At 42.3% G+C, this 23,364-nt stretch carries 24 protein-coding genes and 1 pseudogene; 14 read left to right on the plus strand and 11 right to left on the minus strand.

All coding sequences use genetic code 11. From position 1 onward, the window contains the following. Positions 1-710 precede the first annotated feature (710 nt). From V7K76_RS30855 to V7K76_RS30870, 4 genes are all read right to left on the minus strand, one after another. Positions 711-1,388, minus strand: coding sequence for a response regulator (locus tag V7K76_RS30855; protein WP_179067025.1), 678 nt, complete (start codon positions 1,386-1,388; stop codon positions 711-713). Positions 1,389-1,683: 295 nt separating this feature from the next. Continuing rightward, positions 1,684-2,658 carry a GTPase Era gene (gene era / locus V7K76_RS30860; RefSeq protein WP_334953789.1) on the minus strand — a complete coding sequence of 325 codons (975 nt, stop codon included), beginning with the start codon at positions 2,656-2,658 and terminating at the stop codon, positions 1,684-1,686. A 479-nt stretch (positions 2,659-3,137) separates the two neighbouring features. Continuing rightward, positions 3,138-4,520, minus strand: a complete 1,383-nt coding sequence (locus tag V7K76_RS30865) for a 1-acyl-sn-glycerol-3-phosphate acyltransferase (protein WP_334953790.1) — start codon at positions 4,518-4,520, stop codon at positions 3,138-3,140. A 186-nt stretch (positions 4,521-4,706) separates the two neighbouring features. Further along, entirely contained in the window at positions 4,707-5,276 is a 570-nt protein-coding gene (locus V7K76_RS30870; protein ID WP_334953791.1) for a Uma2 family endonuclease, read from the minus strand. A 182-nt stretch (positions 5,277-5,458) separates the two neighbouring features. Between V7K76_RS30870 and V7K76_RS30875 the strand changes: the two genes are divergently transcribed. From V7K76_RS30875 to V7K76_RS30905, 7 genes and pseudogenes are all read left to right on the plus strand, one after another. Then, complete coding sequence (locus V7K76_RS30875) at positions 5,459-7,273, plus strand: proline--tRNA ligase (protein ID WP_334953792.1); 1,815 nt, start codon at positions 5,459-5,461, stop codon at positions 7,271-7,273. 439 nt (positions 7,274-7,712) lie between these two features. Continuing rightward, the gene (locus tag V7K76_RS30880) at positions 7,713-8,234 is read left to right on the plus strand and encodes a CPBP family intramembrane glutamic endopeptidase (protein ID WP_334778655.1); all 522 of its coding nucleotides are present in this window, start codon (positions 7,713-7,715) and stop codon (positions 8,232-8,234) included. An 85-nt stretch (positions 8,235-8,319) separates the two neighbouring features. Further along, positions 8,320-8,631 (plus strand): annotated as a pseudogene (locus tag V7K76_RS30885) (element excision factor XisH family protein); the annotation flags it as partial. Then, positions 8,619-8,978 (plus strand): XisI protein, encoded by a 360-nt coding sequence (locus V7K76_RS30890; RefSeq protein WP_334778656.1) that lies wholly within the window; start codon positions 8,619-8,621, stop codon positions 8,976-8,978. The pseudogene V7K76_RS30885 and the gene V7K76_RS30890, both read left to right, overlap by 13 nt. Beyond that, positions 8,959-9,114: a UPF0175 family protein gene (locus V7K76_RS30895; protein ID WP_334778657.1), complete on the plus strand. Its 156-nt coding sequence runs from the start codon at positions 8,959-8,961 to the stop codon at positions 9,112-9,114. The genes V7K76_RS30890 and V7K76_RS30895 overlap by 20 nt, the downstream gene beginning before the upstream one ends. Positions 9,115-9,219: 105 nt before the next feature. Further along, positions 9,220-9,405 (plus strand): hypothetical protein, encoded by a 186-nt coding sequence (locus V7K76_RS30900; RefSeq protein ID WP_334778658.1) that lies wholly within the window; start codon positions 9,220-9,222, stop codon positions 9,403-9,405. Positions 9,406-9,505: 100 nt separating this feature from the next. Next, positions 9,506-10,240, plus strand: a complete 735-nt coding sequence (locus tag V7K76_RS30905) for a hypothetical protein (protein ID WP_334778659.1) — start codon at positions 9,506-9,508, stop codon at positions 10,238-10,240. A gap of 273 nt (positions 10,241-10,513) precedes the next feature. Here the strand turns inward: V7K76_RS30905 and V7K76_RS30910 are convergent, their stop codons facing one another. Next, entirely contained in the window at positions 10,514-10,648 is a 135-nt protein-coding gene (locus V7K76_RS30910; RefSeq protein WP_334778660.1) for a hypothetical protein, read from the minus strand. A 689-nt stretch (positions 10,649-11,337) separates the two neighbouring features. Here V7K76_RS30910 and V7K76_RS30915 point away from each other — a divergent pair. Together V7K76_RS30915 and V7K76_RS30920 are read left to right on the plus strand one after the other, a co-directional pair. Beyond that, a complete protein-coding gene (locus tag V7K76_RS30915) occupies positions 11,338-11,637 on the plus strand; it encodes a hypothetical protein (RefSeq protein ID WP_334778661.1) in 300 nt (99 codons plus the stop codon). 665 nt (positions 11,638-12,302) lie between these two features. Next, entirely contained in the window at positions 12,303-12,917 is a 615-nt protein-coding gene (locus V7K76_RS30920) for a GerMN domain-containing protein (protein ID WP_334778662.1), read from the plus strand. Positions 12,918-13,000: 83 nt separating this feature from the next. Here V7K76_RS30920 and V7K76_RS30925 read toward each other — a convergent pair whose 3' ends face one another. The 3 genes from V7K76_RS30925 to efp form a co-directional block, all read right to left on the minus strand. Then, positions 13,001-13,348: an ArsR/SmtB family transcription factor gene (locus tag V7K76_RS30925; protein WP_104909018.1), complete on the minus strand. Its 348-nt coding sequence runs from the start codon at positions 13,346-13,348 to the stop codon at positions 13,001-13,003. 62 nt (positions 13,349-13,410) lie between these two features. Further along, a complete protein-coding gene (accB, locus tag V7K76_RS30930) occupies positions 13,411-13,968 on the minus strand; it encodes an acetyl-CoA carboxylase biotin carboxyl carrier protein (RefSeq protein WP_334778664.1) in 558 nt (185 codons plus the stop codon). Positions 13,969-14,076: 108 nt separating this feature from the next. Continuing rightward, on the minus strand, positions 14,077-14,634 hold the full coding sequence (gene efp, locus V7K76_RS30935) for an elongation factor P (RefSeq protein WP_322655430.1): 558 nt from the start codon (positions 14,632-14,634) through the stop codon (positions 14,077-14,079). Between the two features lie 202 nt (positions 14,635-14,836). On the opposite strand from efp, the gene V7K76_RS30940 reads away from it, so the two are divergent. Then, positions 14,837-15,943, plus strand: a complete 1,107-nt coding sequence (locus tag V7K76_RS30940) for a peptidylprolyl isomerase (protein ID WP_334778665.1) — start codon at positions 14,837-14,839, stop codon at positions 15,941-15,943. Positions 15,944-16,029: 86 nt separating this feature from the next. Here V7K76_RS30940 and V7K76_RS30945 read toward each other — a convergent pair whose 3' ends face one another. Then, positions 16,030-16,611, minus strand: coding sequence for a Uma2 family endonuclease (locus V7K76_RS30945; protein WP_334778666.1), 582 nt, complete (start codon positions 16,609-16,611; stop codon positions 16,030-16,032). 89 nt (positions 16,612-16,700) lie between these two features. Here V7K76_RS30945 and thiL point away from each other — a divergent pair, with 89 nt between their 5' ends. Then, complete coding sequence (gene thiL / locus V7K76_RS30950; RefSeq protein ID WP_334778667.1) at positions 16,701-17,744, plus strand: thiamine-phosphate kinase; 1,044 nt, start codon at positions 16,701-16,703, stop codon at positions 17,742-17,744. Between the two features lie 101 nt (positions 17,745-17,845). Here the strand turns inward: thiL and V7K76_RS30955 are convergent, their stop codons facing one another. Further along, positions 17,846-18,859, minus strand: a complete 1,014-nt coding sequence (locus V7K76_RS30955; protein WP_334778668.1) for a type I glyceraldehyde-3-phosphate dehydrogenase — start codon at positions 18,857-18,859, stop codon at positions 17,846-17,848. A gap of 116 nt (positions 18,860-18,975) precedes the next feature. Then, the gene (nadD, locus tag V7K76_RS30960; protein ID WP_334778670.1) at positions 18,976-19,602 is read right to left on the minus strand and encodes a nicotinate (nicotinamide) nucleotide adenylyltransferase; all 627 of its coding nucleotides are present in this window, start codon (positions 19,600-19,602) and stop codon (positions 18,976-18,978) included. A 404-nt stretch (positions 19,603-20,006) separates the two neighbouring features. Between nadD and murC the strand changes: the two genes are divergently transcribed. The 3 genes from murC to V7K76_RS30975 all read left to right on the plus strand — a co-directional run bounded on the left by murC (position 20,007) and on the right by V7K76_RS30975 (position 23,290). Then, positions 20,007-21,470, plus strand: coding sequence for a UDP-N-acetylmuramate--L-alanine ligase (gene murC / locus V7K76_RS30965; RefSeq protein WP_334778671.1), 1,464 nt, complete (start codon positions 20,007-20,009; stop codon positions 21,468-21,470). Positions 21,471-21,595: 125 nt separating this feature from the next. Further along, positions 21,596-22,597 carry a UDP-N-acetylmuramate dehydrogenase gene (gene murB / locus V7K76_RS30970; protein ID WP_334778672.1) on the plus strand — a complete coding sequence of 334 codons (1,002 nt, stop codon included), beginning with the start codon at positions 21,596-21,598 and terminating at the stop codon, positions 22,595-22,597. Positions 22,598-22,942: 345 nt separating this feature from the next. Then, positions 22,943-23,290, plus strand: a complete 348-nt coding sequence (locus V7K76_RS30975) for a YbaB/EbfC family nucleoid-associated protein (RefSeq protein WP_179067011.1) — start codon at positions 22,943-22,945, stop codon at positions 23,288-23,290. Positions 23,291-23,364 lie beyond the last annotated feature (74 nt).

A 23,364-nucleotide genomic window follows, 5' to 3' on the forward strand; every position in this document is an offset into this window, starting at 1 on the left:
ACACAGAGGTAAACGCAAAGGTACGCAGAGCAATCTTTATGAGCCGACTGTGATGGTGTAAGACAACACAAAGGGCTTGAAACTAGCTCCCGATTTGGGAGTACCGCTTAATTCCAATTCATAAGTTCCTACTTTGGGAAATACAATCACAGTCTGTCAAACTTTACCCGAAAATTCTTTACCAACTACTAAGGCTCAATCTCAACTAAAAGCTAGTTGACTCCTAAACTTCTACCTTAAAGACAAATTAGCTTATTACTTATGATAGTTACCATAATTCACTTGGATCAGTGAAAGTAATAAGAATGATGAGCGAGAGTAAATATACTTAGTAGCTGAGGTTCAAAGCATGGACTCGACAGGTAAAGTTCAAATTGTGGACTCGTCCTGGTACGTTCCACTACCGATGAAAGAGTATGCAATGAGCCGAGTAACTGTCTACTTTTATAGCGACAGATGGGTTCCAATTAAATATTGTTCTTTGGAAAAGGCGATTTTGCTTCACCAAAAGGCAAATTTAGAAGGCAAGGAAATTTTACTATTTCCAGATCATCTAGACCCTAATCAATTCTCAAACTCTTTTAACTAAAATGCGTTGAGGTAGACTATTTTTCCAAATTCTTGGCGACAAATTAATCGAATTAATCGGTCATAGAGGTATACGTATATTATATGTATGCCTCTACTTATAAAGTTTAATTTATATATAATCAAACCAGCCCAGAACGCAATGCAACGACTGCTGCTTGCACGCGATCGTCTACTGCTAATTTATTCATAATCCCTCGGACATGAGTTTTAATGGTGTTGGGACTGAGATAGAGTTTTTCGGCAATCTCTGGGTTACTCAACCCGTCTACCATGAGTTTCAACACTTCTAATTCGCGTCCAGATAAATTAGCTGTGTTGGTAGTGGGTGAAGGTGGTTTGAGATTATCAATTACTCGCCGCGCAATTTGGGGATCGAGATAGGCTGCACCATCAACTGCGGCGGCGATCGCACTTAACAATCTTTCTACACTTGCACCTTTGATACAATAGGCATCTGCACCGCTAGATAGTGCCGCAATAATTTCTGTCTCCGTTTGATGAGATGTCAGCATCACTACATGAGTTGCTGGTAACGCCGCTTTAATTTGCTGTGTTGCCGCAATGCCATCCAATCGCGGCAATCCAATATCCATAACTACCAAATCGGGTTTCAGTTGCAGTGCGGCTTGAACTCCCAAATAACCATCTTCAGCTTGTCCAACAATCTCCAACTGAGGATGAGCCATTAATGATTGCTCTAATCCCAATTGCATCATCGGATCATCTTCAACAATTAACACCCGCAACGGCGGAGCATTAGCGGGTAAATTTAAGGGATAGGGAGTATCTAAAGACATTTTTATTAATTAAGAGTCATTTGTTCTTTGTCAAAAATTAGGGGTGTAAGGGTGTAAGGGAACCCCATCAATAAATTGAGGGGCTTGATGCAAGGACGCTGTATTTCTCGTACTACGTATCTCGAAATACATCTTTAACTTTATTCCATGTTTAAAAACAGGGGCTTGTACCCTCCATACGGGGCTACCCTGCACCCCTACACCCCTACACCCGCTCCCGAAGGGGCTTGGTCATTAGTCATTAGTCCTTTGTCCTTTGTCTTTTTGACCAATGACTAATGACTAATGACCAATTTTATTCTTCGACGCGATAACCTAACTCTGCTAAACTGAGCCGCGACTGTCGCCATTTTGGCTGAACTTTCACAAACAATTCTAGGTAAACTTTACCAGCAATTAACTTTTGAATTTGTTCGCGAGCTTCACTACCAATTGCTTTGAGCATCGCTCCACCTTTGCCAATGAGTATGCCTTTTTGGGAATCGCGCTCGACGTTGATGGTAGCAAGTACACGGGTAATGCTGGGAGTTTCTTCTACTAGGTCAATGGCGATCGCAACTGAATGGGGTACTTCTTCACGAGTCAACAATAAAATTTGTTCTCGAATCAATTCACCCATAATAAAGCGCTCTGGCTGGTCAGTTACCAAGTCTGGAGGATAATATAATGGCCCAAGTTCTAAATGTTCAATTAATAATTCTTGCAGTTGCGGTAATCCTGTACTAGTCTTGGCAGAAAATTTCACGATTTCCCATTCGTGAGATTGGGCCATCTGAGCGTAACTATCATCTAAATACTGAGAATCGTCCGGTTGTTGGTCGCTTTTGTTCACACCCAGAATTACTGGTGTTTTGCTGCGACTGAGCAATTCGGCAATATAGCGATCGCCTGCTCCACACGCCACCGCTCCATCTACCACAAATAGCACTACATCTACTGATTCAATGGCAATTTTGGCATTTTGCACCAATACTTCGCCCAATTGATGATGAGGCTTATGAATTCCTGGTGTATCTACAAATATTAACTGCGCCTCTGGTGTCGTTAATATACCGCGCAAACGGTTACGTGTAGTTTGTGCTACTGGTGAGGTGATGGCAATTTTTTGTCCTACTAATTGATTCATTAGAGTAGATTTACCGACATTTGGACGACCAACAATGCCGATAAAACCTGATTTGAATTCAGGAGGAGCCTGGGGAATTGTTACTTCTCCTGGAAAAGAGAAAGTGTAATCATCAATACTAGTCACCTTTGGCTCCACCCTCATATTTTATAGCTGGGATAACTTGGTTTTTTCTTAGACACAAAACAAGCATAAAATTACCCTGGCATTTTTAGGGATTTTTTTGCCGAGGTTTAATCTACTACTGGCTCTACACTTATATTTTACAGCTGAGATAACTTGGTTTTGTTTTTAGACACAAAACAAACATAAGATTACAAAGAAAGGCAGAGGGCAGAGGGCAGAAGGCAGAAGGAAAGAAGTACTAATAAAACTTTAGTTGTGGGTCTAAAGCCCACTAGTATAAAAAGATTTGTGTCGAGATGCGTAGCACGAGACACAAGGCGTCCTTACTTCAATCCCACGTTTTTAAACGTGGGTTCCCTTCTGCCTTCTGCCTCCTGCCTTCTGCCTTCTGAATTGGCATTTAGCAGGAAGGACTTTTACTTGACATTTGACACACATTTATCTTATTTTGTCAAGATAATTTGAGGTATCTAAAGCAATTGTCCTTTCCATCCTGCTCAAATTAAAGCTTCCATCGCTTGTTGTAAATCATTTGTCACATCAGCAACAGCTTGTCTAGCAGCCAAACGATTTTCTTGATATTTCGGGTAACGTTCCGAAATAGATATAGGTTCGCCTATAGTTATTTTTACTTTTTGCTTACCCAATTGTGGACGCTGCACAGCTTTATTCCCTTTGATTTTAGTAATCATTTGCCATAAAATTAAAGTCGTCTCAGCAAACCTTTCTACTGTTGGATTTTCTCGAATATAATTACCAGAAACCGCTACAAAACTTTCTACTAAACGCATGTGCCACATCCGTGCATTCGCTTCTTCTGCAACGCGATCGCCTAAAGCTCTTTCAACAGCAGACACTCCTTTTACATCCTTAAATTCTTCTCTAAATATATAATTCCAACCTGCTTGTTCTACCCGCCGACAACGGTCACTCAAACTACCTTTTGACTGCAAATTAAAATACTGTTCTGATATTAACAGCGCTGCATTCAGCAAAGCTTGTAAACGAACTGCTAAAGCTTCATTTCTATCTGGAATTTGCCCGTTGACAATCTTCGCATCTGGCAATTGTTGATGATAAAATCGTGTGTAAAATTCTTCCATGAGCAAAAGTAAATGTTCTGCCAAAGTTAACAACCGAGGATAAAGCGACTCCACAGAAGCATTTTCTGGTGGATTTGCAGGTAAACCACTAGCCGACTCTAATTCACTTAAAAGATTAGCGATCGCATCCCAAGGAGCATCAACGTAACTATATTTAATCCCAACTGGTACAATCAGAACTTGTTGATCGCCTCCAGCTTTGTGCAAATCTTCAGCACACCAAAAGCCTAATTGGGCGATACCAGGTTCTAAAGGGCTAATATTCTCCGATAAACCATTGGTAGCACCTTCAGGCGCAGCTGCCATCGGGAATTTACCATTGGCGAACAACTCGCGCGCCGAACGTAATCCCGTCCAGTCAGCCTTACCTCGCTGAATCGGAGTACCACCTAAATGAGAAGCAATCCAGCCAACGTGGGAACCTGCCCAGAGAGGAATGCCGCGATCGTAGATAAAATGAGCGTGAATGGGATATTGTAGCGCTGTATGTTGCGATCGCGCTACCTTTGGTACGAGTTGAGAAAATAAGTAGGCCAAACAAAGTGGATCATCTGTTTTCGGATGGCGAAATGCAAGCATAAAACGGATCTTACCCTCCTGAAACTGGCGATAGAGATCCACCAGAACTTCTACGTTATCTGCTTGAATTTGGGTAATAGATGTTTGCCAGTTTATCCAACTGGGTAACAATAGATTGACGACTCGTAGCAATAAAGGGTTAAACGCTGGAGGAATAAATTCTAAGGGTGCTTGTGCTTGATAAATTACATCTGCCAAGGTAGTTTCTCCTAAAGATGTGGTGATTTCTTTTAAGCTATCTTAGCTGCTGTAAAATATCCTGACGATTGAAGTTGCAGTCACACACGACAAAAAATGAAGCGTACCTACGCAGACTTATAGAGTATTTTTTATTGCAATGTAAAGTATGGGCAGATAATGGAGATTTAGCAGCACTTGCAAATTTTAATAACAGGATAGACTCAAGCTAAATCCTGGTAATACATTTTCACCCGATAATTGTGTAGGCAAATTTTGCACTTCTACATCTTGTTTTTGGCGATAAATTTCCACTTGCTGCTGTTGGGGATTTATCAACCACGCCAATTTCACCCCTGCACCTATATATTCGTGCATTTTAGAACGCAACATTTCCAAATCATCTGTTGCCGATCTTAATTCAATAACAAAATCGGGTGCAATGGGGGGAAATTTCCGTCTTTGTTCAGGTGTAAGTGCTTGCCAACGTTCTCCTTGAATCCAAGCTGCATCTGGAGAACGGTCAGCACCATTAGGTAATTTGAATATAGTAGAAGAACTGAAGGTAAAACCAAGGCCAGTTTGCCGATTCCAGATTCCCAGATCGATAATTAAATCTGCTTCTCGATTTCCGCTTTCACCTCCAACGGGGGACATGATGATTAATTCTCCCTTGGCAGTGCGTTCAAATTTCAATTCGCGGTTATTTTGACATAAGTGATAAAATTGTTCGTCACTCAGGTTAACGGTGTCTAGTTTTAATGTCAAAAGACTCATAACCTAGACCTAGATTAAATAGTTCCAAAGATTATATCACAATACAGTTCAAAATGAGCAACAAAACACTTGTAGAGACGGCGATTTATCGCGTCTCGAAAACCCAAAATTGTTGCCAGTAGACCTTAACTGAACTGTATTGGTTTATAAACAAATTAGAGATTCTGGAAAGGGAGTAAACGATGCGACTTTCACAAATGTTATTTGTTACACTGCGGGATGATCCGGCTGATGCTGAGATTCCTAGCCATAAATTATTACTCCGTGCAGGCTACATTCGTCGCATCGGTAGCGGTATTTATGCTTATTTGCCTTTAATGTGGCGGGTACTGCAAAAAGTTTCCCAGATTGTGCGGGAAGAAATGAACGCGACAGGCGCACAAGAATGTCTCTTACCACAATTACAACCTGCCGATTTATGGAAGGAATCGGGACGCTGGGACACTTACACCAAAGCTGAGGGAATTATGTTTTCCCTAATTGACCGCCGCGAGCAACAATTAGGGTTAGGCCCAACTCATGAGGAAGTAATCACAGCGATCGCTCGTGATATGATTCGCTCTTATCGCCAGCTACCACTACATCTCTACCAAATTCAAACCAAATTCCGCGATGAAATTCGTCCCCGCTTTGGTTTGATGCGCGGACGAGAGTTTATCATGAAGGACGGTTACTCTTTCCATACCGATGAAGCCAGCCTCAAAGAAACTTACCAGGATATGTATAAAGCCTACAGCAATATCCTACGGCGTTCTGGTTTAGCTTTTCGGGCAGTGGAAGCTGATTCTGGTGCAATTGGCGGTTCTGGTTCCACAGAATTTATGATTTTGGCGGAAGCTGGCGAAGATGAAGTTCTCTACACTGAGGATGGTAAATACGCCGCTAACGTAGAAAAGGCTGTTTCTTTACCAATTGACGCCGAAACCTCACGGTTTACAACCTACGAAAAACGCGATACACCTGGAACAGAAACCATTGAAAAAGTCTGTCAATTTCTCAACTCTTCTCCCACTCAATTAGTTAAAAATGTCCTTTATCAAACAGTTTATGATAATGGTATAACAGTGTTAGTTTTGGTGAGCATCCGAGGCGATCAGGAAGTTAATGAAGTCAAATTACAAAATGAATTGACCAAACTAGCTCCTGAGTATAGTGCTAAAACTATTATTAGTTTGAATGTACCAAATGTAGAAGCGCAGCAAGCATGGACAGCCAAATCTCTACCTTTAGGCTACATTGCGCCAGACATCGCAGATGAGTATATTACCGCCAATAAACAGATTCATCCCAAGTTTTTGCGTTTGGTTGATCAAACAGCCGTTGATTTAAAAAACTTTGTGACAGGCGCGAATGAAGCTGGTTATCACGTAGTTGGTGCTAATTGGGGTGAGCAATTTAAGTTGCCAAATAGTATAGTAGATATACGCAAGGCAAGACCAGGCGATCGCGCCATCCATAACCCAGAACAAACTCTTGCAAGCGCCCGTGGAATTGAAGCAGGTCACATCTTCCAATTAGGCACTAAATATTCCCAAGCGATGGGTGCAACTTATACCAATGAGCAAGGTGAAGAAAAGCCGCTATTTATGGGTTGTTTTGGTGTAGGCGTGTCACGATTAGCACAAGCTGCCGTCGAGCAATCTTATGATAAAGACGGGATTATTTGGCCAGTTGCGATCGCACCCTACCACGCGATCGTCACAATTCCCAACATTAAGGATGCTCAACAAATCGAAATCGCCCAAAAACTTTACACAAAACTCAATCAAGCCGGAATTGAAACCCTACTAGATGACCGCGATGAACGGGCGGGAGTGAAATTTAAAGATGCTGACTTGATTGGCATACCTTATAGAATTGTAACCGGACGTGCGATCGCTAATGGCAAAGTTGAAGTTATAGAAAGAGCCACCCGTAAATCTCAAGAAATTGTCATTGATGAAGTTACAACTACACTTCATAAGTGGATTACCGAAGCAATAGAGGGTAAAATTTAAACTTTTGTGGGGCAGGCAAGATGCCTGCCCTAGACTAAAAATGTAACTCAATCTTAAGCTTCTAGGACTAGCCCTTTCAAGGTGACCAACCAAGATACGTTCTTTCAGGTTCTCTGGTCAGATTTTGGTTTTTTGATGAAAATTCTAGATCCAAAGACGCGATAAATCGCCGTCTCTACAAGGATCGATCTTTTGTAGAGACGGCGATTTATCGCGTCTGGTGCCTTAACTTTTTAAGTGGTGTGTTATCTTAGCCCTCTTTTTTTGCTGAAGGTATGGCATTAAATAATGACTTTTTGCAGCAGCAAGCCATGATTTTTCGTATAGAAGATAGTAGAGGGTATTGTATCCTTAATGACACTGCTACAACGCAGAAAATGTGAACCATTGCTGCGAGATTGGTTGGACAGAAATCATAGTTTTTTTGCAGAAGACAACTATGAATGATCAACTCAATGCCCTACAAGATATGACGATTCCATTTCCCATCACTGCATCGTTTCGCCAACAAGCCAGAGCCTATGCTTTACAGTACTTCACCCAAGATACCCATGAAAGGACTTCTCTCAAAGCCATCAGCCTTCCCACCTTGGGTGTTACCTTCTTGGTACTCATTCACTATATTACTCAAGGATCGCGCCTTGACAACTCTGCATATAACTGGACTTTCTATGTTTTGTTTGTCGGCGCATCTTCTCCTGTACAAGAGTTTTTGTATCGTGGCTTTCTCTTCAGTATTTTCTCCAAAGCTAAATTAGCAAAATGGTTGCAAATTTTACTCTCTAGCTTGCTATACAGTTTCGTACATCTCATCTATAGAGATTTATCCACACTGGTTTTTACATTTATTGTTGGTCTGCTTTGGGGTTACTACTACGCCAAGCTTGGGAATTTATATAGTATTATTATCGTCAGTCATTCGGTGCTTGGTGCGATCGCTATCCTAGTAGGGTTGGTGTAAGCCTCAAGGCCAAAAATGGAGCTGGAGCTAATAAATTGATTCAGGGAAATGGATTTAATTTGAAAGAGGCAGGAGGCAGGAGGCACAATTTGGATTAGCCGCAGAACCCGCGATCGCAGCTGAGAAAGAAGGACGTAAAATAGCAGTAGAAGTAAAAAGCTTTGCTGGTGGATCGACCATTTCTGAGTTTCATACAGCGTTAGGTCAGTTCCTCAACTACCAAGCTGCTCTAGAAGTTTCTGATGAGCCAGAACGTATTCTCTATCTCGCTGTACCTATAGATACTTATCAAACCTTCCTCCGCTTTGAACCAGCTAAAACAGTCATTGAAAAATACCAGGTAAGATTAATTAACTATAATCCTTTTAGGGAGGTCATAGAACAATGGATCGAATAGAGGAATATCGGCGAATTGTCTGTGATTTTTTACAAGAATTTGCTACTAACGATGTGCAAGCGCAATTAATTTTTGATCCAGTGCGCGATCGCTATTTAGTCATGCACAACGAATGGCGAAATGAATACCGCATTTATGGATGTGTGATGCAGCTAGATATTACCCTGGGGAAAATTTGGATTCAGCACAACAGCACTGAAATTTTCATCGATCGAGAACTAATTCAGCGCGGGGTTGATCACAAAGATATTATTTTAGGTTTTCGTTCTCCCAGCGTCCGTAAACTTCTGGCTGCAAACATAGGAATCAGAAACCAAGATCAGAACCATGCACATCCTATCTCTTAATTATCCCGATGACTTACTCATTACCTCGGGAAAATCACCCCAAGCATTAGAAGCAGAACTGACATTCTTACTTGCAGTCAAACTATTTGAACTACGCCGACTATCTCTTGTAAAGCCGCCGCCTTTTGCAACATGAACAAACCCCAATTCATGTATGAACTAGGGCATTTGCAAATCCCGGTGATCAACCTAGAGTATATAGATTAAGCCTAGTGCGATAGTCACTACCAAGAGTTAGAAAATGCAAATATTTCGATATTTAAGAAGATTTCCTGTATTAGTTGCGGTGCCTTTTCTGCGAGACGTTCCGCGAATGCCGGGCGCAGCGATCGCAGCACTTTTTGCAATCTGCTTAATCGTTTGTGAAAGTGCGATCGTTAACATCAAAACTTTAGCAGCAGAGTCAGATATTGAAACAGCGTCTTGAGCCTAAATAAGACATTACCAAATCCTAAAAGCTATAATACTTGTCATCAATTGGTTTCTAAATTCTGTAGCAAAATCCCATAGGGTACTTTAAATTACATATGGCAACCCAACTGAGCGAAACCAAGCCCCAAACTCAACTAATAATTAAATGGGAAGCCCTACCCAAAGATTTTCAACTAGAGGATGAACCAGTGGAGAATACAGGTCAGCCATTATTGGCTGGTGCTTTGCGCGAAAGCTTAGAAATCAGTGGTTTCATCCAACCACAAATGTTAATAGCTTCCAACTTTGGATTATGTGCAACAGTCAACGAGCAACTGGTAATTAAAGCCCCAGACTGGGTTTATGTCCCGTCAGTTAAGGAAGTTATTAGTAATCGCAAAAGTTACACACCCATCCTCGAAGGTGAAATTCCGCTCATTGTCATGGAATTTATTTCAGATACCGACGGGGGAGAATATTCAGTCAAGCGCACCTACCCACCAGGAAGATGGTTTTTTTATGAACAGATTTTACAAGTTCCCATCTACATAATTTTTACCCCGGACGGGGGATTATTAGAATATCATCAATTAGAAAATGGACGTTATGAATTAAAGTTACCCGATGAGAATGGTCGTCATGGGGTGGAAGAAATGGGTTTATATTTAGGAACATGGCAAGGAACAAAAGAAGGACGGACTGGTTATTGGTTACGTTGGTGGGATAGGGATGGTAATTTGTTACCTTGGGCTGTGGAACAAATTGAACAGGAACGCCAGCAAAAAGAACGGTTAATTGCTTACTTGCAGTCTCAAGGTCTTGACCCGAATAATTTACCTCCTTTTGAGTAAAAAACCAAATCTCTCAGCAATCATATCTTTTCCAGAAGGGAAAGAATCCTTATCTGGTGCGATCGCTCTCTTGACTGGGTTGGTGTAAACTCCAAAAAAAATTTCTTCACCATTTGCAGCACTGGATAACCCTACGGCGTATATAAATTAAGCCTAGATTTTCAATGTAGCAGTTTAGATGAAATGGAATGAGAAAACCTCAGTCATGAGATACAGCGCTTACCGCTATTAAGCAATACAGTTTTTCTCCTTGTCCCTCTCCTAGCATAGCTTTCAGCTTTGAAAATGTACCTCATAGCTGCCGTAAGTGCTGTATCCTACACAATTTGCCTTTTTATTAGCGATCGCTACTCTCTTACCAGTTTTTGCGATAACTCCTGTTGCAGCCAAAAGTTCCTGCGAAGACATACAAAACATATCAATTTTAGAAGTTTAGAGTCTGTTTCAAAATTTAAAAGATAGTTGTTGTAAGTAGTCGTGCAAAATAAATTGTACATTTAGGAGAGGGAAAAAGGAACAGGGAACTCTTAACAGATAAACACTACAGGGATTTTGATTTGTTCCAAAAATATTCAATTAATTTTGCTCAGGTACTTATTTATTGCTGTTGAATAATAAGGAGGCTACAGCTTGAAATTTGTATTTTTGTTTATCGTTTTGCCTATCGTTTCTACTGCAATTTGCTACTGGATTGCCAAGAAAAAGAATAGGAACCCAGTTTTATGGGCGATACTAGGTTTCTTATTCTCGTGAGGCAAGACTCGCTAACGCTACGCTATCCGCTTTTTCGGTCAGAAAACATTGCTGAATTCTGACTCCTGACTCCTGAATTCTGTTCGATAAACCATTTAAAATAGCCAGAAAGCTTATAAAATAAGCATTCTTTCTTTTTACAAGAAAGGCAGAGGGCAGAAGGCAGAAGGCAGAAGGAAAGAAGTATTAATAAAAACTTTAGTTCTGGGTTATTGCCCAGTTAAAAAAAAGAATTGTATCGAGCGGAAAGTGCCACGAGATACAAAGCGTCCAAGATCAATCCCACGTTTTTAAACGTGGGTTCCAACTGAGCCTCCTGCCTTCGTACTTCTGCCTTCTGAATTTTGCCTTCTTGTACTAGGGTCTATGGAGATAGTACAGGTATTGATAGTTCAGTTTCGGTCAACCAAGCACTATGGATGCAGTTTGAAGATGGTACTGAGAAATGTATTGATTTTCAAAATACTGAGAAAAAAATAGCTAGACCTCGGCATTCTCTCACACTTCTGATTGCTAGAAATTTGCGACTCAAAAATAGCCTATATGTTGCCTTTTTCAACCATGCTACTAGAGACTTTGAGCATTTTGAAAGAGCAGCTTGGAAACGAATAACTTGGAACCGTTTATTGTGGGGTAATACTTAACAAAATTAATACGGCAATAAGTCGAATTACTTGGAACAGGTAGTGTTTTAATTCACCAATAGAGGTAGGAAATTTTAGGAGGAGTGGCTTGATAAACCCCAAAGATGTATTAGAGGATGTTTGAAAAGTCCTTTTCTTGGTAGCAAAATGTTCTAGATCCCCCTAAATCCCCCGATAAATTGGGGGACTTTGAAAGGTTTTTCCTCCCTTTTTAAGGGGGGTTGGGGGGATCAATAAGTGCCTAAAATCACAGCAAACCACTTTTCAAACAACCTCTAAGAAGCTAAGTCTAAAAACCGATAATACTTGTTATAATGAAATTCAAAATAACTTCTAAAGGCAAATTCATATCTCGATTTTATTAACATTAAATATTTAAAAATCTTATTATTTAGCAAATATTAAGCTATACCTACCTCAATCTAACTTACCATAGTTAATTACTACCTAACGACGAATAAATTTTATCCTTCAAAGAAGGATGAAATTCAATAGTGGGGTAGATGACGGACTAGAGATAGGATTCTAAAATAAAGGAAGAGCATTATCGCTAATCTAAGGTATCTCCAACTTTTCAGGAAACTCTCTACTTGTAAGTATCGTCGTTAACCAGGCTGCTCCTCACATAACTACCATATCAGCCCTCAGTTAGGAAGGTTTTGAACATGAAAGACCAACAAGGATCTAATCGTATTTCTTCAGGCGTAATTGCAGCTGTATCAGCAGTGGTTGTAGCGGTGGGTGGCGGTGTAGCTTGGTTTACCTCACACTCCAGCAATACTACTCCCACACCATCAAACGTCTCTGGGCAAATAGCTCAACCAGTACAGCCATCAATTAAGCAGCCAGGTAATGAGCAAACGCCTAACGTTTATTGGCTAAGACCAAAGGACAAAAATGTTGCTTTGGTTCCACAGCCTGTCAAAGTAGCTTCTGTATTACCCAACCAGGCTTTAGAAGCAGCTTTCCAAAGTTTGTTAGCAGGCCCAAAAGAAGGGACAGATTCAACAACCATCCCTAAAGGAACCAAATTATTGGGGCTGAAGGCGGAAAATAATGAAGTTCACGTTAATTTATCTGAAGATTTTACTAGCGGCGGTGGTAGCACCTCAATGATGGGCCGCGTGGGACAAGTTGTTTACACTGCAACAACTTTAAATCCCAAAGCCAAGGTGTACATTGACGTGAACGGCAAACCGTTGGATGTTTTAGGCGGTGAGGGTGTAGAGATACAACAACCGCTAACTCGTGAACAGTTTCAAAAAGATTATCCGCTTTAAATTAAGTTAGGAGTAGAGACGCGATTAATCGCGTCTGTGCAGGAGTGAGGAGTTTTAATTCATAACTCATAACTCTCTTAAACTTACCGTTTGCTATTTAATACACGAAAATTACGGGCTTGCTGCTCCAACCTTGTGGCGAGGCGATCGCAAACCCGATTACACAAATCAAAAATCATTTGATCTTCCACCCGGTAATAGGCGCAAGTTCCTTCACTGCGGCGGCTAAGAATACCTGCTTGCCACATTACCTTCAGGTGTTTTGACACATTTGCCTGAGAAGTCTGTGTTGCCTCTACCAACTCTTGCACGCATTTTTCTTCATCCCGTAATAAATGTAGCAGCCGTAGGCGCATTGGCTCACTTAACAGGCTGAAGTATTCAGCTACTTGTTGCACCACTTCTGGTGGTAAAGGCAACGTTTGTTTCATCAGGATTAACCCGCAAGGAAAGAAAATTTTAACAATGACTCACATCATATATACATTAATACTTAATCGGGGTTAATTCGCATCAAAGGTTGACCATATTCTACAGCGTCGCCATTTTGGAGAAGAATTTCCATCACCTGTCCAGAAACTTCGGCTTCGATTTCATTCATCAGCTTCATGGCTTCAATGATACAGACTGTTTGACCCTTGCGGACGCGATCGCCTACTTCCACAAATGCTGCTTCCCCAGGCGCAGGAGCGCGGTAAAACGTTCCTACCATTGGGGAAGGTACTTCTACTAATCTTTGGTCAATGGTTGAGGGAGGACTTACTGACAACTGCAATTGTGTGCTACTACCAGTATTCTCAAACACACGAGATGTGGACACCTCCGTTACCTGACTTCCGCTCACCTGGTTTCCCCCAGATGAACCTGATGTCAAGCCTGAACCTACCACACCGCCTAAAGTCCCTTGACCTACCGACAACATCTGATTGCTGATGCTCACAGCCTTACGGACTGTTAGCTCAAAGTCATCACTTTTGAGCGTGACTTCTGCAATATCTGTTTGTGCGATAGTTGCCAGAAGTTGGCGGATTTCATTAAAGTCCAATGGCACAGTTTTTATTACCTCGACCTATCCGTAAATTAGCATTTTAAGTGTGGCAGGGGATTAATCCCTATGTAGGGATTTAAATCGGGACTTGGATCTCCGTAGAGATGAAAGTTATTCCCTGCTGATATATTTATCTTCCTGGGTATCAACTTTGATGCGTTCTCCTTGGGAAATAAACAAAGGAACCATCACAACTGCACCAGTTTCCAGAGTTGCTGGTTTTGAGCCACCTGTGGCGGTGTCACCTTTTAAACCTGGATCTGTTTGGACAATTTCTAGAACCACAGACTTAGGCAATTCTACTCCTAGCACCTGGTCGCCCCACTTAATAACTTCGGCTTCCATACCTTCCTTCAGGTATTTGACGCGATCGCCAATTTGTGCCCTAGTCAATCTGCCTTCTTCATAAGTTTCCATATCCATAAAGACAAACTCATCGCCTTCTTTATAGGTATGCTGCATCGTGCTTTTTTCTAGAGTGGCTTGCGGCACTGTTTCCCCTGCGCGGAACGTTTTTTCCATCACGCTCCCACTCTGGACATTTTTTAGCTTAGTTCGTACAAAAGCGGAACCTTTGCCTGGCTTGACGTGTAGGAATTCAAGCACTCGCCATACAGACCCATCCAATACAATTGAAACACCGGGTCGAAAGTCGTTACTGGAGATCATGAAACTTTCAAATTTTGGAAGACAATCGGCATTTATTGTACCCTTCTAGGGTCGTCATTGGGCATTTGTCATTAGTCATTGGTCATTTGTCATTAGTAATTCTCCTCTGCCCTAGACCTCTGCTCCACTCATCACCTAACGTGGGAAGATTATTTATGGGTTACGTCCAGTCAACAATTCACTGCTGCATTTGAGTTATCCCATGCTTAACTTATTAAAATCCTGGCTGAAGAACAGCCTAATGGCAATACTGCTGATAACAATATTTTTAGGCATAACTACAGCTGGGTGGACTCCCTCCAGTAGCGCCGCACTGCCAGCCGGCAATGCAATTACCGACGGAAAGGCTTTGTTGCGGTATGCACTCCCGATAGATAACAAACCTGTGCGGCAACTACAAGGCAGTTTAGAGGACATCTCTGCCCAACTGCGGGCGAATCGGCGTTGGGGTGCTATTTCCAAAGACATTAGCCAAGCATCCCGCATTCTCGATAAACCTTCCCAAATCTTAACAAGCGTTCCCGCAGAACGCCAACCCCAAGCCGAAGCTTGGATTACCGAGTTGAAATCTGGGGTGGGTAAATTGCAAGAATTGGCGAACAGCAAAGATAAAGAACAGATATTGCAAGAGAGAAGCAAACTTTTGAATCTCGTGACTCAGCTAGAAGAATCAATGGTGAAACAATTCCCCTTTGAAGTGCCTGCTGAATATAGTAACCTGCCGCAGCTCAAAGGTCGTGCGACTGTAGAAATCAAAACCAACAAAGGCGATTTGTCCCTTGTCGTAGATGGTTACAGCGCTCCTGTGACTGCTGGTAATTTTGTAGATTTGGTACAGAGGGGTTTTTATAATGGTTTAGAATTTACCCGTTCTGAAGAATCTTACTTTCTCCAAACTGGAGATCCAGCAGGTAAAGATGTGGGTTTCATTGACCCCAAAACGGGCAAATATCGCGCTATTCCCTTAGAAGTCTTAGTTCAAGGAGATAAAGCACCTACTTATGGTATTACTTTAGAAGAAGCTGGTCGTTACGTTGATATGCCAGTTCTACCTTTTTCTGCCTTTGGTGCAGTAGTGATGGCTCGTCCTGAAAGTGAAGTAAATGGTGGTTCATCACAATTTTTCTTCTTTTTGTTTGAACCAGAACTCACCCCCGCCGGACGCAACCTCTTAGATGGTCGCTATGCCGTTTTTGGCTATCTCACCGAAGGTAAAGAAGTTTTGGATAAACTGAAAGCTGGTGACAAAATCGAATCAGCAAAAGTGGTTCAGGGGATAGAAAATCTGGTTGAGCCGCAAGCTGCATAAGAGAGGGCAGGGGAAGCAGGGGGAGATAAGTGGGATGAGGGAGAATAATTACTAACTCCTAACTCCTAACTCCTAACTATTAACTTCTAACTCCCCTGATTTAGATTTCCGGCGTTGAACACTTGATCGACTGCGATCGCTAATTCTGGAAAAATTCGTGATAAAATTTGCTGGTTGGCTGTAAAAACTGTTTCTTCGTAAAATCCATCTTCCAGTAGTAACACTGAAATTTTTGTTTCCAGTGGGTCTACAATCCAATATTCAGGAACCTCTAAGGCCGCATATTCAGATCGCTTATGGCGATAATCCCGTTTCACCGACTCAGGACTAACCACCTCGACAACTAGTAACGGAGGTGACTCAAATACTGCTGAAGCATTCAACAATTCTCTAGCTTGCTCCAGTGTCACTACACACAAATCAGTCAACCTAGATTTATTTCTACCCGTTCTCACCCCACTTTCCCGAAAACACAGCCAAGTAGAGTTACAACGTTTGATTTCTGCATCTAGCAATTGCTCAATAAATTTGGCAATCAGGAAATGTTCAATAGTAGGTGGGTTCATTAGCTCTAGCTTGCCATCCACCAGTTCATAATGAAAATCGCTACCATCATCATAGGTTAAGTACTCCTCAAATGTGATGCTGGTTACTGGTGTTGTTACCATTCCAACTGACTCCTAGACGATACCCTTATCTTAAACAGTAAAGTAAATCATCAGTTTTCTTCGTAATTTTGCAACACGGAAAACCGATTGTGAACAGTGATTTATCTTCTCAACAGGTAAAAGACATTGGCGAACAAGGTCTTTTAGAAAGATTACAGCGCTTCTGTCCTCCAGAAATGATCGGCGATGATGCCGCAGTACTTGAGACTGCACCAGAGCAATTTTTGGTGGTAACTACAGATGTGCTGGTTGATGGCGTACATTTTAGCAACCTCACCACTTCCCCAGAAGATGCTGGTTGGCGAGCTGCTGCTGCCAATTTATCAGATTTAGCAGCAATGGGCGCTTCTCCGTTGGGAATCACCGTCGGGTTGGGACTACCCGGTGAACTTAGGGTGAGTTGGGTAGAACGCTTGTACCAGGGAATGACAGAATGCCTGCAAAAATACAATACCCCAATTGTCGGTGGTGATATTGTGCGATCGCCTGTAACTACTCTGGCAATTACCGCTTTTGGTCAAGTTAACCCTAGTCAAATTATCCGCCGTTCTGCTGCTGTTGTCGGAGATGCGATCGTTGTCACAGGCATTCATGGAGCCTCCCACGCTGGCTTACAACTACTCTTACATCCCGAATTAGGACAAAACCTCAAAGATGCAGAACGCACGGCTCTAATCCGCGCACACCAACGCCCACAGCCACGATTAGATGTCTTACCAATCCTCCAAAAAATTTTAGCATCCCCATGCCCAATGCCCAATGCCCCATGCCCCATACCCGTAGCTGGTATGGATAGCAGCGATGGTTTGGCAGATGCAATTATCCAAATTTGCCGCGCCAGCAGCGTTGGCGCGGTCTTAGAACGCAGACAAATTCCCGTACCAAAAACTTTTAACCATTGGTTGCCACCAGAGCAAGCGCTACAATATGCTCTATACGGTGGCGAAGACTTTGAATTAGTGCTGTGTTTACCACAAGAGTTAGCATCAGCCTTAGTGCAACATCTTGGTGAAGGTGCTGCGATCGCAGGCAGGATTACAGCTGGATCAACAGTACTATTGCACGACGAACAAAAAAAATTCCCCGACCAAGTTCTGAGTCTTAGGCAGGGATTTCAACACTTCAATAGTTAGGAGTTATGAGTTAGAAGTTATGAGTTATGAGTTTTAATTCCTCACAGTTCACTCTTGACTCCTTATTCCTAACTCCTCATTCCTAACTCCTCACTGTTTAATTAAACCCACTTCTCGGCTACTAATTCTGCCAAATCCAAAACTCGTTGGCTGTAACCCCACTCGTTGTCATACCATGCCATAACTTTTACTAAGTCATTACCCAAGACCAAAGTCAAGCTAGCATCAACAATCGAAGAAGCATCATGACCTTGATAATCAGACGATACCAGTTCTAGATCGCTGTAGGCCAAAATACCTTTAAGTGGGCCTTCGGCAGCATCTTTGAGAGCTTGGTTAACTTCTTCAGTAATAGTACGCTTTTCAACCTGCACTACGAAATCTACCATTGAGACGTTCGGGGTTGGTACGCGTAAGGCAACGCCATTTAGCTTGCCTTTCAGGTCTGGGATAACTAGCGCCACTGCTTTCGCTGCACCAGTGGAGGTGGGTACAATGTTTATCGCTGCCGCCCTCGCCCGTCGCAAATCCCGGTGAGAAGCGTCTAGCAAGCGCTGATCGCCTGTATAGCTGTGGGTGGTGGTCATCGTACCTTTGATGATACCGAACTTATCGTTCAACACCTTGGCGATTGGTGCCAAGCAGTTGGTAGTACAGCTAGCATTACTGATAATATTGTGTTTGTTGTGGTCATAGTCGTGATGATTCACACCAACCACAAAAGTGCCATCCTCGTTTTTACCAGGAGCGGTAATCAGAACTTTTTTGGCTCCAGCATTTACGTGCTTCAGCGCTCCTTCTTTGCTAGTAAACACCCCGGTTGCTTCGATAATTAGGTCAATTCCCCAATCTCTCCAGGGCAAGTTTTCGGGGTTGCGATCGGATACGCACTTAATGGTCTTGCCGTTAACGATGATAGAGTTATCGTCGGCACTAATCTCAGCACCTTTGATCTTCCCTAGCATTGAGTCATACTTGAGCAGGTGAGCATTAGTTCTGGGGTCTGACGTGTCATTAATCGCGACAAGATCGATTTTACTATTCTCTCTACCCACCCAACAACGCGCAAAGTTACGTCCAATCCGCCCGAAACCGTTGATTGCAACTCTAATCACAGTACCTTGCCCTCTGTATTTATGCTTATATTTTGATATCGTTGACCCCAATCATATCGCAAAGGGGGGGGGCACTTATAACCATAAAGTGTTAGATCAATAAAAAAACACATAATTTATTCAGATTTGTGAGAGTAGAGATTGTTGTTAGTGATATATGATCTGACCGATTCCGGTACTAAATAACGAATTGACTGGCGTTCGCGGCGAAATTTGCGAATTAGACTTGACGAAACTCCTACTAAAGGTATATTCAAGAGTTGCCAGTGAATGGTAGAGGACTGCTCTCTGAGTTGTTGCTCCACTTGCTTGCAGATTAATTTGCTTTGAGTTATAGTCTCACCACCTAGCAGTCGGGGTGCGATTAACCAATCACACATTTGTGCTAGTTCGTGTCCACGGTGCCAACGGGGTAAGGTTTGGAAAGTATCCAAGCCGACAATCCAGTACCAGTGAGTATTTGGGTAACAAGCAGATAAGTCAATCAGGGTGTTAATGGCATAAGAAGTCCCAGAGCGATTTGTCTCCACTAGTGAGACAGTAAACGCTGGGTTATCTTTTATGGCTAATTGCAGCATTTGCACACGATGCTCAAACAAAGCTGCTTCTTTGTGAGGAGGATTTAGGGATGGGACCCAAATTACCTTTTCAAGGCATACTTGATGCAAAGCTGTCTCGGCTACAAGCAGGTGTCCCCAATGAATTGGATCAAATGTGCCACCAAAAATTGCTAGTTGCTGCATCCAGTTATGCCTGGGTTTTATGCAATTGGAAAATAGTTTCATTACCAATGTACATATTTTACTCAATTCACGCCTAGACTGGATGCAATTTCAAATCAGTTTCACTAAACAATGTATTATGTAGCCAATTACAGTAAGGCAGCCAAATTTATGTATTTGACATTACAAGAATTTCTTTCCCGATGCGGCCAAAATTTTCAGAATAATCTTAAGAACAGTTCAAAAATAGCAAAAACCTCCAACCAAGGTAAAATCATTCTGAACAAAGAAAACCAGAGCAGAAACATCATTTGGACATCAAACATGAACATGATACAGGAGTAGTTACGGTAAAAATCAAATTCCTGTTATGATACGCGTGTCATTTGTGATTATGGTGTGGTGTGGTGTAAGAGGAGCAATAAATGACTAATTCTGTAGATTTTAGTGGTAGACCATTTCATTTCATTGGCATCGGTGGCATAGGTATGTCTGCTCTGGCATACGTTCTCACAAAGCGTCAATTTCCAGTATCAGGTTCGGATCTTCGTCCAAACCATATTACGCACAAGTTAGAATCTATCGGCGCTCATATTTTTGGTAAACAAGAGGCAAGCAATCTTGAATTCTTTCGACCTCAAGTATTGGCTAATGCAGTAGTATTAAATTCACAAGAACAATTACCTGCTGATACTAACTTGAAATTGCCTCAAGTCATTTGTTCAACAGCAATTAACACTAATAATTTAGAATACAAAGCAGCGCTGGAATTAGGTTGTCCAATTTTACATCGTTCAGATGTACTAGCAGCTCTAATTGCCGAGTACTACAGCATTGCAGTGGCAGGAACACACGGCAAAACCACAACCAGTAGCATGATTGGCTATATGCTTTTGGAAGCAGGCCTAGACCCAACAATTTTAGTAGGTGGCGAAGTTAATGCCTGGTGTGGTAATGCTCGACTGGGGCAAAGCCAATATTTGGTAGCCGAGGCAGATGAATCAGATGGTTCCCTGGTAAAACATGCTCCGGAAATTGGCATCATTACCAATATTGAACTCGATCATCCTGACCACTACGACACATTAGAAGAAGTCATTGACATCTTCCAGACATTTGCTAAGAGTTGTAAAACGTTGATCGGTAGCATTGACTGTGCGACAGTGCGCGATCGCTTACAACCCACAATTACCTACAGCTTACACTCAGATACCAACGCTGATTACACCGTCACCAATATTGATTATCGAGCTGATGGCACCACGGCTTTGGTTTGGGAAAGAGGCAAAGCTTTGGGCGTGTTGACATTGCGGCTGCTCAGTCGGCATAATCTCAGCAATGCCCTAGCCGCCGTGGCTGTTGGTCGCGCCTTGGGTTTAGAATTTGGAGCAATTGCCAAAGGTATCGCCACCTTTGAAGGAGCAAGACGACGCTTTGAGTTCCGAGGAGAAGTCAATGGCATTACCTTTATCGATGACTATGCCCATCATCCAAGCGAGATTCGCGTTACTCTCGCCGCAGCCCGTTTACAGGCAAGACCAGGGCAAAGAGTGGTTGCCATCTTCCAACCTCATCGCTATAGCCGTACACTGACCTTTTTAGAAGAATTTGCCGATTCCTTTGCACATGCTGATTTGGTTGTGCTGACTGATATCTACAGTGCTGGTGAACCAAATTTAGGGCAAATTAGTGGTGAAAGTCTAGCCGCAGAGATTGCTAAACAGCATTCGCAGGTAGTTTATCAACCAACTTTATCCGCAGTGTGTGAGTACTTGCTACAAACACTACACCCAGGAGACTTGGCGTTGTTTTTGGGGGCTGGAAACTTGAACCAGGTGATTCCGGAAGTAATTACAACATTTTGTGAGCCTGCTAAAGCCACATCCTAAAGTGGAGACTTTGCAAAGTTTTATTTCTGAGCAAAGCGCCCCTCTAGTAATGGTTTCATAAGTTAACTCTATTACCGTATCTTTGCGGTAAATAAATGTAAAAATTTTACCAAAAAAAAGTAAAAATGACTATTTCCCAGGCCGCTGGAAACGTCTGCACAGTTTCTTCTTTGAATACAAAGAAACAGCAAACAGCTAATTTGGTGGAGAGTGAAGTAATTTACTTACCCAATACTGATTGTGCAATCAAGTCTCAGGCTTCCTTGTCAGCGTTCACTTCCTATAGAGTTGGGGGAGAAGCACAGTTGTACGTTTCCCCCCGAAACTTAGAAGCACTGCAAGAAAGTCTTAAATACGCAAAAGAACGTGATTTAAAGGTGACAACGCTAGGAGCAGGTTCTAACTTGCTGGTGAGCGATGGTGGTATATCAGGCTTAGTCATTGCGACTCGTCATCTCCGCTTTAGTCACTTTGACCCAGAAAAAGGTCAATTAACCGTTGCTGCTGGAGAATCAATTCCTAGTTTGGCATGGGCAGCAGCAGAATTAGGTTGGCAGGGTTTAGAGTGGGCTGTTGGTATCCCTGGAACAGCAGGAGGTGCTGTAGTGATGAATGCAGGGGCACATAATAGCTGTATCGCAGATATGTTAGTTAGTGCCCAGGTACTTTCACCCGATGGGACACTAGAAACTCTTACCCCCGATCAATTAGGTTATAGTTACCGGACTTCATTATTGCAAGGTGGCGATCGCATCGTCACCCAAGCCACCTTACAACTTGCCCCAGGTGCAGATCCAGCAGCAGTTGTAGCAATCACCAAACAACACAAAAAGCATCGGTTAAGCACCCAACCATACAACTTTCCCAGTTGTGGTAGTGTGTTCCGCAATCCCAAACCTTATAGCGCTGGCTGGTTAATTGAACAAACTGGTTTGAAAGGCTACCAAATTGGCGGAGCGCAAGTAGCATTACTTCATGCTAATTTTATCGTTAACCGTGGTGGAGCAAAAGCTAGTGATATCTTCTGTCTCATTCGCCACATACAAAATCAAGTACAAGAACGTTGGTCTATTAATTTAGAGCCAGAAGTCAAAATGCTCGGAGAGTTTCAAGGTGCTTGTGGATAGGGAATGGGGAATTCAATTCAAAATTCAAAATGACGCTCGTTCGCCCTTGGCGTCTCCCCTTGGGAGAAGACTCGCTAACGCTGCGCTAACAAAATTCAACATTAAAGACTTCTGCCTCCCAAGAGTGCTGTTAGCGGTAGCGGGGCGTTTAGCCCGCAATGAGTTCTGAGTGGGGAATCTCACTTCTTTACTCAGGACTCGGAACTCGGAACTGTTTTGCTCAATGCCCAATTCCCTACTCCCATTCTATGAAGCATTAATTATTGGTAAAAAAAGAGTCAAATTACTTACCGCATCTATAATTGAATTTGATTTGTTATTCAACGCACACGCGTACAAATAATTATGACAGGAAAAGGACAGGGATTTGGCTTCGGCTTAGGAAAAATGAAAGAATTAGCTGAGGCTTTTAAGAAAGCGCAGCAAGTTCAAGAAGGTGCAAAGCGACTCCAAGAAGAATTGGAGCAAATGGAGATTCAAGGAGAATCTGGTGGTGGTCTGGTAAAAGTGATTGTCAGTGGGAACCAAGAACCCAAGCGGGTGGAAATTTCTCCAGAAGCTTTAGCAGAAGGTGCAGAAGTACTTTCCGATCTTGTAGCAGTGGCAATGAAAGAAGCCTACAACAAGTCCACAGCAACCATGCGAGAACGTATGGAAGAATTAACCAGTGGGTTGGAATTACCTGGATTTTAGTCATTGGTCATTAGTCATTGGTCATTAGTCATTGGTCATTAGTCATTAGTCATTAGACAAAGGACAAATGACTA

The sequence above is a fragment of the Nostoc sp. genome (genome assembly GCF_036917975.1).
GTDB lineage: Bacteria > Cyanobacteriota > Cyanobacteriia > Cyanobacteriales > Nostocaceae > Nostoc.

Coding starts and splice junctions, on each gene's coding strand:
- V7K76_RS30855 (WP_179067025.1), bottom strand. CDS start 1,388: ATGTCTTTAGATACTCCCTATCCCTTAAATTTACCCGCTAATGCTCCG.
- era (WP_334953789.1), bottom strand. CDS start 2,658: ATGAGGGTGGAGCCAAAGGTGACTAGTATTGATGATTACACTTTCTCT.
- V7K76_RS30870 (WP_334953791.1), bottom strand. CDS start 5,276: ATGAGTCTTTTGACATTAAAACTAGACACCGTTAACCTGAGTGACGAA.
- V7K76_RS30875 (WP_334953792.1), top strand. CDS start 5,459: ATGCGACTTTCACAAATGTTATTTGTTACACTGCGGGATGATCCGGCT.
- V7K76_RS30880 (WP_334778655.1), top strand. CDS start 7,713: ATGAATGATCAACTCAATGCCCTACAAGATATGACGATTCCATTTCCC.
- V7K76_RS30890 (WP_334778656.1), top strand. CDS start 8,619: ATGGATCGAATAGAGGAATATCGGCGAATTGTCTGTGATTTTTTACAA.
- V7K76_RS30895 (WP_334778657.1), top strand. CDS start 8,959: ATGCACATCCTATCTCTTAATTATCCCGATGACTTACTCATTACCTCG.
- V7K76_RS30900 (WP_334778658.1), top strand. CDS start 9,220: ATGCAAATATTTCGATATTTAAGAAGATTTCCTGTATTAGTTGCGGTG.
- V7K76_RS30905 (WP_334778659.1), top strand. CDS start 9,506: ATGGCAACCCAACTGAGCGAAACCAAGCCCCAAACTCAACTAATAATT.
- V7K76_RS30910 (WP_334778660.1), bottom strand. CDS start 10,648: ATGTCTTCGCAGGAACTTTTGGCTGCAACAGGAGTTATCGCAAAAACT.
- V7K76_RS30920 (WP_334778662.1), top strand. CDS start 12,303: ATGAAAGACCAACAAGGATCTAATCGTATTTCTTCAGGCGTAATTGCA.
- V7K76_RS30925 (WP_104909018.1), bottom strand. CDS start 13,348: ATGAAACAAACGTTGCCTTTACCACCAGAAGTGGTGCAACAAGTAGCT.
- efp (WP_322655430.1), bottom strand. CDS start 14,634: ATGATCTCCAGTAACGACTTTCGACCCGGTGTTTCAATTGTATTGGAT.
- V7K76_RS30940 (WP_334778665.1), top strand. CDS start 14,837: ATGCTTAACTTATTAAAATCCTGGCTGAAGAACAGCCTAATGGCAATA.
- V7K76_RS30945 (WP_334778666.1), bottom strand. CDS start 16,611: ATGGTAACAACACCAGTAACCAGCATCACATTTGAGGAGTACTTAACC.
- nadD (WP_334778670.1), bottom strand. CDS start 19,602: ATGCAGCAACTAGCAATTTTTGGTGGCACATTTGATCCAATTCATTGG.
- murC (WP_334778671.1), top strand. CDS start 20,007: ATGACTAATTCTGTAGATTTTAGTGGTAGACCATTTCATTTCATTGGC.
- murB (WP_334778672.1), top strand. CDS start 21,596: ATGACTATTTCCCAGGCCGCTGGAAACGTCTGCACAGTTTCTTCTTTG.
- V7K76_RS30975 (WP_179067011.1), top strand. CDS start 22,943: ATGACAGGAAAAGGACAGGGATTTGGCTTCGGCTTAGGAAAAATGAAA.